This is a genomic window from Actinotalea ferrariae (assembly GCF_019733465.1).
GTDB lineage: Bacteria > Actinomycetota > Actinomycetes > Actinomycetales > Cellulomonadaceae > Actinotalea > Actinotalea ferrariae_A.
The window spans coordinates 1-8,578 of sequence record NZ_JACVQL010000058.1 but is presented as its reverse complement, the minus strand read 5'-3'; the positions used below and the strand labels follow the sequence as shown (position 1 = coordinate 8,578).

General features: G+C 73.6%; 10 protein-coding genes. 2 read left to right on the top strand and 8 right to left on the bottom strand.

Annotated elements, in window-relative coordinates; translation table 11 throughout:
* Nucleotides 1-109: 109 nt before the first annotated feature.
* Complete coding sequence (gene dxr, locus ICW40_RS05565; protein ID WP_221652842.1) at nt 110-1,291, bottom strand: 1-deoxy-D-xylulose-5-phosphate reductoisomerase; 1,182 nt, start codon at nt 1,289-1,291, stop codon at nt 110-112.
* 116 nt (nt 1,292-1,407) lie between these two features.
* On the opposite strand from dxr, the gene ICW40_RS05560 reads away from it, so the two are divergent.
* Nucleotides 1,408-1,938: a PH domain-containing protein gene (locus ICW40_RS05560; protein ID WP_221652841.1), complete on the top strand. Its 531-nt coding sequence runs from the start codon at nt 1,408-1,410 to the stop codon at nt 1,936-1,938.
* Nucleotides 1,939-1,942: 4 nt separating this feature from the next.
* On the opposite strand, the gene ICW40_RS05555 is transcribed toward ICW40_RS05560, so the two are convergent.
* From ICW40_RS05555 to rpsB, 7 genes are all read right to left on the bottom strand, one after another.
* The gene (locus tag ICW40_RS05555; protein WP_221652840.1) at nt 1,943-2,494 is read right to left on the bottom strand and encodes a DivIVA domain-containing protein; all 552 of its coding nucleotides are present in this window, start codon (nt 2,492-2,494) and stop codon (nt 1,943-1,945) included.
* The gene (gene rlmN, locus ICW40_RS05550; RefSeq protein WP_221652844.1) at nt 2,491-3,582 is read right to left on the bottom strand and encodes a 23S rRNA (adenine(2503)-C(2))-methyltransferase RlmN; all 1,092 of its coding nucleotides are present in this window, start codon (nt 3,580-3,582) and stop codon (nt 2,491-2,493) included. Before rlmN ends, ICW40_RS05555 begins: the two co-directional genes overlap by 4 nt.
* Nucleotides 3,583-3,649: 67 nt before the next feature.
* Nucleotides 3,650-4,525, bottom strand: a complete 876-nt coding sequence (locus tag ICW40_RS05545) for a phosphatidate cytidylyltransferase (RefSeq protein ID WP_221652839.1) — start codon at nt 4,523-4,525, stop codon at nt 3,650-3,652.
* The gene (gene frr, locus ICW40_RS05540; RefSeq protein WP_221652838.1) at nt 4,525-5,082 is read right to left on the bottom strand and encodes a ribosome recycling factor; all 558 of its coding nucleotides are present in this window, start codon (nt 5,080-5,082) and stop codon (nt 4,525-4,527) included. The genes ICW40_RS05545 and frr overlap by 1 nt, the downstream gene beginning before the upstream one ends.
* Before the next feature lie 45 nt (nt 5,083-5,127).
* Nucleotides 5,128-5,823 (bottom strand): UMP kinase, encoded by a 696-nt coding sequence (pyrH, locus tag ICW40_RS05535; RefSeq protein WP_221652843.1) that lies wholly within the window; start codon nt 5,821-5,823, stop codon nt 5,128-5,130.
* A gap of 229 nt (nt 5,824-6,052) precedes the next feature.
* A complete protein-coding gene (gene tsf / locus ICW40_RS05530) occupies nt 6,053-6,892 on the bottom strand; it encodes a translation elongation factor Ts (protein WP_221652837.1) in 840 nt (279 codons plus the stop codon).
* Nucleotides 6,893-6,953: 61 nt separating this feature from the next.
* On the bottom strand, nt 6,954-7,985 hold the full coding sequence (gene rpsB / locus ICW40_RS05525) for a 30S ribosomal protein S2 (protein ID WP_221652836.1): 1,032 nt from the start codon (nt 7,983-7,985) through the stop codon (nt 6,954-6,956).
* 406 nt (nt 7,986-8,391) lie between these two features.
* Here rpsB and ICW40_RS05520 point away from each other — a divergent pair.
* Nucleotides 8,392-8,578 (top strand): hypothetical protein (locus ICW40_RS05520; protein ID WP_221652835.1); only part of this gene is annotated, 187 nt, incomplete at its 3' end.

Sequence of the window (8,578 nt, the reverse complement as noted above, 5' to 3'; positions counted from 1 at the left end):
GTGCTCGCGCTCGCCGCGGCGCTCGTCGCCCACCACCGCCGCACGCGCGCCTGACGCGCCTGGCCGGGTGCCTGACGGGCGCCTCGCGTGCGCCCGGCGGAGCGCGGCGTCACCGCCGCTCGAGCACCTCGTGCGCCCGCGACCGGGCCCAGCGCTCGACGTCGAGCACGTCGTCGAGCGTCGGGTCCGGGCGGCCGTCGTGCTCCTCGACGACCCGCGTGACCGTGTCGACGATGTCGAGGAAGCCGATGCGGCCGGCGAGGAACGCGTCCACGCACTCCTCGTTGGCCGCGTTGAGGACGGCCGGATGGGTCGCCGAGGCCGCGACCGCCGCTCGTGCGAGCCGCAGCGCGGGGAACACCTCGTCGTCGAGCGGCTCGAAGGTCCACGCCGTGGCCGACGTCCAGTCGCACGGCGGGGTGACCGGGTCGAGCCGGTCGGGCCACGAGAGGCCGAGCGCGATCGGCAGCCGCATGTCGGGCGGCGACGCCTGGGCGATCGTGGAGCCGTCGACGAACTCGACCATCGAGTGCACGACGGACTGCGGGTGGACCACCACCGCGATGTCGTCGACCGGGACGTCGAAGAGCAGGTGCGCCTCGATGAGCTCGAGGCCCTTGTTCATCAGCGTCGCCGAGTTGATCGTCACCACCGGGCCCATCGACCACGTCGGGTGCGCGAGCGCCTGCTCGGGCGAGACGGGCTTCAGCTCGTCGCGGGACCGGCCGCGGAACGGTCCGCCCGACGCCGTGAGGACGAGCCGCCGGACCTCGGCCCGTGTGCCCGAGCGCAGGCACTGCGCGATGGCCGAGTGCTCGGAGTCCACCGGTACGACCTGGTCGGGCCGCCGCTGCGCCGCACGCACGAGCGCACCGCCGACGACGAGCGACTCCTTGTTCGCGAGCGCGAGGGTCGAGCCCGCCTCGAGCGCGGCGAGCGTCGGCCGGAGGCCGACCGACCCCGTGATGCCGTTGAGCACGACGTCGGCGCCGCGCCCCGCGAGCTGGGTTGCGGCGTCCGGACCGACGAGCAGCTCGACGCCGACCGCGCCGATGCCCCGCTCGGCCGCCAGCCGGGTGACCTCCTCGAGCACGCGGAAGCCGGCCGCCGGGTCGGCGACCGCGACGGTCTGCACCCCGAGCGTCAGCACCTGGTCCGCGAGCAGCCGAGGGTTCGCACCGCCCGCGCTGATCCCGACGACCTGGAACCGGTCGGGATGGCGCAGCACCACGTCGACGGCCTGGGTGCCGATGGATCCGGTCGAGCCGAGGATGGTCACGGTGCGAGTCACGCGTGCAGTCTCCCAGCACGTGCCCGAGCACGTCGTCCAGCACGTCTCCCACCACGTCGCCCGGCGCGGCTCCCGGCACGGCGCGGGCGGGTGCCGGCGGGTGCGATGATCCGGGCATGGTGAAGGAGTCGATGCTCGCGGCCGGCGAGCGCGTCGTGTTCACGGCGCACGCGCACTGGAAGAACCTCGTCGTCCCGGTGCTGGTCACGGTGCTCGCGGGCGCGGCGACGGCCGTGGTCCTGCTCGAGCTGGCGCCCGACACGGAGCGGCAGGCGTGGCTCCGCTGGGCCGTCGGCGTCGTCGCCGTGGTGCTGGTCCTGTGGTTCGGGCTGCGTCCGTTCCTGGCCTGGGTCACCTCGACCGACACCCTCACGACGCGCCGCCTCATCAGCCGCCGCGGCGTCCTCGCGCGCGAGGGCAAGGACATCCCGATCGACCGCGTGCACTCGGTGAGCTACCGGCAGTCGCTCCTGGACCGCGTGCTGGGCTGCGGCACGCTCGTGGTCCAGACGGCGGGCGACAACAGCGACGTCGAGCTCTTCGACGTCGCCCGGATCGAGCACCGGATCCTGCAGATGCAGGAGGTCATGCTCGACGAGGACATCCCGGCGGAGGGCCGGACCACCCGCGAGGAGCCGGACGTCTGACGCGTCACTCGACGCCGAGCAGCACCTCGATCGCGCGGTCGCAGAACGCGTCCACGGGCGCCTCGGCGTAGGCCCCGCGGCCCTTGCGCCGGCGGAACGTCGCGGTCCGGATCTCGTCGGACGTCAGGCTCTGGCCGTGGTCGAAGTAGTCGACGAGTCGGTGGCACAGCGCGTCGACGTCGTCCGGGTCGTAGCCCTGCTGGCCGCGCTCGGCCGGGGCGAAGCGCTCGCCGTCGGGCCGCGAGAGACGTCCGTAGAGCGTGCGCGCCTGCGCCGCGAGGTGCTCCATCCACGCCTGCTGCCCGTGCGCGGCGACGAACTCCTGCCGCTGCCGCACGACGAACGCGCGCTCGAGCCGGTCCAGCGCGGCGTCGACCGACGTCGTCGCGTACCCGCCGCGGACGAGGTCGAAGGCCGCGCGGCGCACGTCGGAGCCCGACAGCGGCTCACGCAGCTCGCCCTCGTAGACCTTGCGGGCGTGCGTGAAGAACTCGTCGACCTGCTCGGGGTCGTAGCCCGAGCGCAGGCGTCCCGCCGTGCGGAACATCGCCGTCATGAGGCCTCCTCGGCGGCGAGCTGCCCGCACGCCCCGTCGATGTCGCTCCCCCGGGTGTCCCGGACCGTCGTCGGGATGCCGTGGGCGCGCAGCCGAGCCACGAACTCCGCCTCGACGTGGCGCTCGCTCGCCGTCCAGATCGAGCCGGGGGTCGGGTTGAGCGGGATCGGGTTGACGTGCACCCACCCCTTGCCGCGGGCCGTGAGCTTCTCCCCCAGCAGGTCCGCCCGCCACGCGTGGTCGTTCATGTCCTTGATCAGGGCGTACTCGATGCTCACGCGCCGGCCGGTCGCCTCGAAGTAGCGACGCGCGGCGTCGAGCGCCTCGTCGACCGTCCAGCGCGTGTTGATCGGCACGAGCTCGCTGCGCAGGTCGTCGTCGGGGGCGTGCAGCGACAGCGCGAGCGTCACCGGGATGCCCTCCTTGGCGAGCTTGTCGATCGCCGGCACCAGGCCCACGGTCGAGACCGTGACGTTGCGGGCGGACATGCCGAAGCCGTCGGGCGCGGGCGCGACGAACCGCCGCACGGCGTCCACGACGACGCGGTAGTTGGCGAGCGGCTCACCCATGCCCATGAAGACGAGGTTGGTGAGCCGCCCCGGTCCGCCGGCGATCTCGCCGCGCGCGAGGGCGCGGGTCGCGAGGCGCACCTGCTCGACGATCTCCGCCGTCGACAGGTTCCTCGTGAGGCCCTGCTGACCGGTCGCGCAGAACGGGCACGCCATCCCGCAGCCGGCCTGGCTCGAGACGCACAGCGTCGAGCGTCCGGGGTAGCGCATGAGGACCGACTCGACCTTGACGTCGTCGTACAGCCGCCACAGCGTCTTGACGGTCGTGCCGCCGTCGGCCTCGAGCGTCCGGATCGAGCGCAGCAGCGGCGGGAAGAGGCTGCCCACGAGCTCCTCGCGGCCCGCCTGCGGCAGGTCGGTCATCTCCGCGGGGTCGCTCGTCAGGTGCGTGTAGTAGTGCGTGGCGAGCTGCTTGGCGCGGAACGCCTTCTCGCCGAGCGCGGCGACGGCCGGCCCGCGCTGGTCGGGTGCCAGGTCGGCGAAGTGCTGCGGCGGCTTGCCACGGCGCGGCGCCGCCATCGTCAGGGTGAGCGGGGGGCGCCCCTCGGCGCCCGGTCGGACCTCAGTCATGTCAGCCAGCAGTCTGTCAGGCCGCCGCGCCGGCAGGCAGCGCGACGAGCAGGAGGAGGTGGACGAGCGGTGCGGTGAGCAGGAGCGAGTCGAGGCGGTCGAGCACGCCGCCGTGGCCGGGCAGGAGCCGCCCCATGTCCTTGAGCTCGAGGTCGCGCTTGAGCAGCGACTCCGCGAGGTCGCCGAGCGTCGAGGTCAGCACGGAGGCGGCCCCGAGCGCGACGCCGAACAGCGGCGACGCGTCGAAGAGCAGGACGACGCCCACGCCGCCGACGGCGCCCGCGAGCACCATCGAGCCGGCGAGACCCTCCCACGACTTCTTCGGGCTGACCGTCGGCGCGAGCGGGTGCCGACCGGCGAGCACGCCGGCGACGTACCCGCCCGTGTCGTTCGCGACGGCGAGCAGCACGAAGAGCCCCACCCGCGCCGCGCCGTCCGGCTCGGCGAGCATGAGCATGACGAAGCCCGCCATGAACGGGATGTACGCCGTCGCGAACGTGCCGGCCGCCGCGTCGCGCAGCGCGGCCGGGCCGGTCCCGTCGAGAACGCGCCAGACGACGACGCCGCCGGCCGTGAGCATGAACGCGACGAGGAGCGCCTCGGCGCCCGACGTGTACGCCGAGACCAGCATGCCGACGAGGCCGACGAGGAGCGGCAGGAGCGGGATGTGGATGCCGCGCCGCACGAACCCGTGCGCCAGCTCCCACAGCGCGACGCCGCACGCGAGCGCCGCGACGAGGATGAAGCCCTCCTTGCGGAAGATCAGGGAGCCCGCGACGAGGGCGAGCAGCGCGAGCCCGACGCCGACGGCGATGGGCAGGTCACGGCCCGCGCGCGGCGTGCTCACCACCGCGCGCTGCGCCGTCACCTCGGTCCCCGTCGCCTCGCCCATCAGACCTCGAGCAGCTCGCTCTCCTTGGCGGCAAGGATCTGGTCGACGAGGTCGGTGTGGCGCTTGGTCAGCGCCTCCAGCTCCTTCTCCGCACGCGAGACGTCGTCCTCGCCGGCCTCGCCGTCCTTGACGATGCGGTCGAGCTCCTCCTTGGCACGACGGCGGATGTTGCGCACCGACACGCGCGCCTCCTCGGCCTTCGTCTTGGCGAGCTTCACGTAGTCCCGGCGCCGCTCCTGCGTGAGCTGAGGCAGCACGACGCGGATGATCTTGCCGTCGTTGCTGGGGTTGACGCCCAGGTCGGAGTCGCGCAGGGCCCGCTCGATGTTGCCGAGCGACGACTGGTCGAACGGCGAGATGATGATCGTGCGCGCCTCGGGCGTCGTGAACGACGCGAGCTGCTGCAGCGGGGTCGGCGCACCGTAGTAGTCCACGACGATCTTGGTGAACATCGCGGCGTTGGCGCGACCGGTGCGGATGGTCGCGAAGTCCTCCTTCGCGACCTCGATCGCCTTGTCCATCTTCTCCTCGGCCTCGAGGAGGGTGTCGTCGATCACCGGTGCTCCTTCGTTCTCGTCGTGTGTGCGGCGCGTGCGCCGGTGTCAGCCCGCGGTGAGCAGCGTGCCGATCCTCTCACCCTGCAGCGCCCGCGTGACGTTGCCCGGCTCCCCCATGCCGAAGACGCGCATGCGCACGTCGTTGTCCCGGCACAGGCTCAGCGCGGTGGCGTCCATGACCTCGAGGCCTTCGACGAGCGCCTCGGTGTAGGTCAGCTCCTCGAGCCGGACGGCGGCCGGGTCCGTGCGCGGGTCCGCCGTGTAGACGCCGTCGACGCCGTTCTTGCCCATGAGGACCTCCTGGCAGTGCGTCTCGAGCGCACGCTGGACGGCGACGGTGTCGGTCGAGAAGTACGGCATCCCGGCGCCCGCGCCGAAGATCACCACGCGGCCCTTCTCGAGGTGGCGGATCGCGCGCAACGGGATGTACGGCTCGGCGACCTGGCCCATCGCGATGGCGGTCTGCACGCGCGTGCTCACGCCGGCCTGCTCGAGGAAGTCCTGCAGCGCGAGGCAGTTGAGGACCGTGCCCAGCATCCCCATGTAGTCCGCCCGCGCGCGGTCGAGACCGCTCTGGGACAGCTCGGCCCCGCGGAAGAAGTTCCCGCCGCCGACGACGATCGCGACCTCGACGCCCGCGCGGACCGCCTCGGCGATCTCCACGGCGACGCGGCGCACGACGTCGGGCGCGAGCCCGATCTTCCCGCCGCCGAACGTCTCGCCCGAGAGCTTGAGGAGCACGCGGCGCGCGGGCGTCGCGGCGCTGCTCGCGGCGTCGGTCCGGGTCTCGGGCGTACCGCCGGGCGTCGGCCCGGGAGCGGTGGTGGGGTTCACAGGGCCTCCGTCGTCGCGTCCCGGCCCGGCGCGACCGGCGCCGGGGTCCTGCGCGTCCGGGTGCCGCAGCCGCCCGGACGGTCGAGCCGGCCCACCCGCGCGCCGCCATGGGGCGGACGCGCGGGCGGGACCGGGCTCAGGCTCCGACGCGGAAGCGCGCGAAGCCCGTGGCCGTGCCGCCGGCCTCGGTGAGGACCTGGCCGACCGACTTCTTGTTCTCCTTGGCGTACGCCTGGTCGAGCAGGACGTTCTCCTTGAAGAAGCCCGTGAGGCGGCCCTCGACGATCTTCGTGAGCGCGGCCTCGGGCTTGCCCTCGTTGCGCGCGGTCTCCTCGGAGATGCGTCGCTCGGCCTCGACGGTCTCGGCCGGCACCTCGTCGCGGTTCAGGAACGTCGGCGAGAACGCGGCGATGTGCATCGCGACGTCGCGGCCCACGGCCGCACCGGCCTCGTCCGTGCCGAGCAGGACGCCCACCTGGGGCGGGAGGTCCTTGTTGACCTTGTGCAGGTAGACGCTCACGGCCGGCGCCGTCAGGCGCGCGACGCGGCGGAGCACGACCTTCTCGCCGAGGGTCGCGGCCGTCTCGTCGATCGTCTCCTGGACCGTCCGGCCGTCGAGGTCGGACGCGAGGACCGCGGCGACGTCGTCGGTGCCCGCGGCCACCGCGGCCGCGAGGACCTTCTCGGCCAGCGCGATGAACGTCGTGTTCTTCGCGACGAAGTCCGTCTCGGAGTTGAGCTCGATGAGGACGCCGGTCTGCCCGTCCGGGCCGTCGGTGACCTCGGCGGCGACGAGGCCGTCGGACGCCGCCCGGCCCTCGCGCTTGCTCACGCCCTTGAGGCCCTTGACGCGGATGATCTCGAGCGCCTTCTCGGCGTCGCCGTCGGCCTCGTCGAGCGCCTTCTTGACGTCGAGCATGCCGGCGCCCGTGCGCTCGCGCAGGGCCTTGATGTCAGCGGCGGTGTAGTTCGCCATGGGTGAGTCCCTCTTGTCTGTCGGCGGTGCCCCGGGCGCCTCGCGGCGCCCGGGGCGGATGTCACTTGGCGGTCTCGTCCGCGGCCGGCTCGGCCACGCCCTCGGCCTCGGCGGCCGGAGCGGCGTCCTGACCGGTCGGCGCACCCTGGTCCGTCGTGCCGATCGCGTCGACCGGGCTCTCGACCTCGGCCGCGGCGGCCTCGGCCGTCGCCGGGAGGTCGTCGGAGACGGCGGTCGCGCTGCTCGGCTCGTGGTGGTCGCCGCGCTCGGCGACCTTCGGCTCGGTCTGGACGGCCGCACCCGTCGACGCGTCACCCGCGCCGGCGAGCAGCTCGCGCTCCCACTCGGCGAGCGGCTCGGCCGCGGCGTCCGCGGCACCCTCGGTGCTGGCGGTGCGACCGGAGTGGCGCGAGATGAGGCCCTCGGCGGCGGCGTCGGCGATCACGCGGGTGAGCAGCGTGACGGCGCGGATCGCGTCGTCGTTGCCCGGGATCTGGTAGTCGACGACGTCCGGGTCGCAGTTCGTGTCGAGGATCGCGACGACGGGGATGCCGAGCTTGCGCGCCTCGTCGACGGCGAGGTGCTCCTTGTTCGTGTCGACGATCCACACGGCGGAGGGGACCTTCGCCATGTCGCGGATGCCGCCGAGCGTCTTGGCGAGCTTGTCCCGCTCGCGACGCATGATGAGGAGCTCCTTCTTCGTGAAGGCGCTGCCCGCGACGTCGTCGAAGTCGATCTCCTCGAGCTCCTTGAGGCGCTGCAGGCGCTTGTTCACCGTCTGGAAGTTGGTGAGCATGCCGCCGAGCCAGCGCTGGTTGACGTAGGGCATGCCCACGCGGGCGGCCTGCTCGGCCACCGGCTCCTGCGCCTGCTTCTTGGTGCCGACGAAGAGGATGGTGCCGCCGTGGGCGACCGTCTCCTTGACGAACTCGTACGCGCGGTCGATGTAGGACAGCGACTGCTGCAGGTCGACGATGTAGATCCCGTTGCGCTCCGTGAGGATGAAGCGCTTCATCTTCGGGTTCCAGCGGCGGGTCTGGTGCCCGAAGTGGACACCGCTCTCGAGCATCTGGCGCATGGTCACGACGGCCATGGCACGTCCTTCCGGCGCGGCCCGTCGGGGCCGCGCGAGTGCAGGCGGGCCGCACCGAGGGAGCGGTCCGCAATCCGGTTGTCGGCACCGGTCGGATGACCGGACGCCCCTGGCGTCACGCGGTGCCGACGCCGGGCCGCCGAAGGCGGACCCGGACCGTCGCCGGCACACGCTCCCCCACCGGACCAGGTCCGGGAGCGAGGGATGGTGGCGCGCGATGTCACCCGGCGGACCGGGTGCGACGCCCATCGTACCCGACGGCGGACCGGGGCCCTGCGGCTGCGCGCGCCTCCTGGGTTGGAGCGCCCGAGCCGAGTCCGTCCACAGCCCCGCGGCGCGACCGCCGCGTCCCCAGGCCCTGCGGTCCCGGCCCCCCGACCCGCGTGACGGCCGCGACGGTGGCGCCATGACCCGACCCCTCCCCGCCGCCATCGCCGGCGTCACCACCGCCGTCACCCGCCCGGGCAGCGCGGGGAGGGTCGACGCCGCCGCTCCGAGCACGGCGGCCCGGGTGCGGGCACGCGTCGCCGCGCTCGGGGGCCTCGCCCTGACCGCGAGCCTGCTGCTGCTCCCCGGCGACGGCGAACCGGCCC

Excerpts from the sequence above, each read along its gene's own strand:
- ICW40_RS05545 (WP_221652839.1), bottom strand. The coding sequence starts at position 4,525 with ATGGGCGAGGCGACGGGGACCGAGGTGACGGCGCAGCGCGCGGTGGTG.
- ICW40_RS05560 (WP_221652841.1), top strand. The coding sequence starts at position 1,408 with ATGGTGAAGGAGTCGATGCTCGCGGCCGGCGAGCGCGTCGTGTTCACG.
- tsf (WP_221652837.1), bottom strand. The coding sequence starts at position 6,892 with ATGGCGAACTACACCGCCGCTGACATCAAGGCCCTGCGCGAGCGCACG.
- rpsB (WP_221652836.1), bottom strand. The coding sequence starts at position 7,985 with ATGGCCGTCGTGACCATGCGCCAGATGCTCGAGAGCGGTGTCCACTTC.
- ICW40_RS05555 (WP_221652840.1), bottom strand. The coding sequence starts at position 2,494 with ATGACGGCGATGTTCCGCACGGCGGGACGCCTGCGCTCGGGCTACGAC.
- rlmN (WP_221652844.1), bottom strand. The coding sequence starts at position 3,582 with ATGGCGGCGCCGCGCCGTGGCAAGCCGCCGCAGCACTTCGCCGACCTG.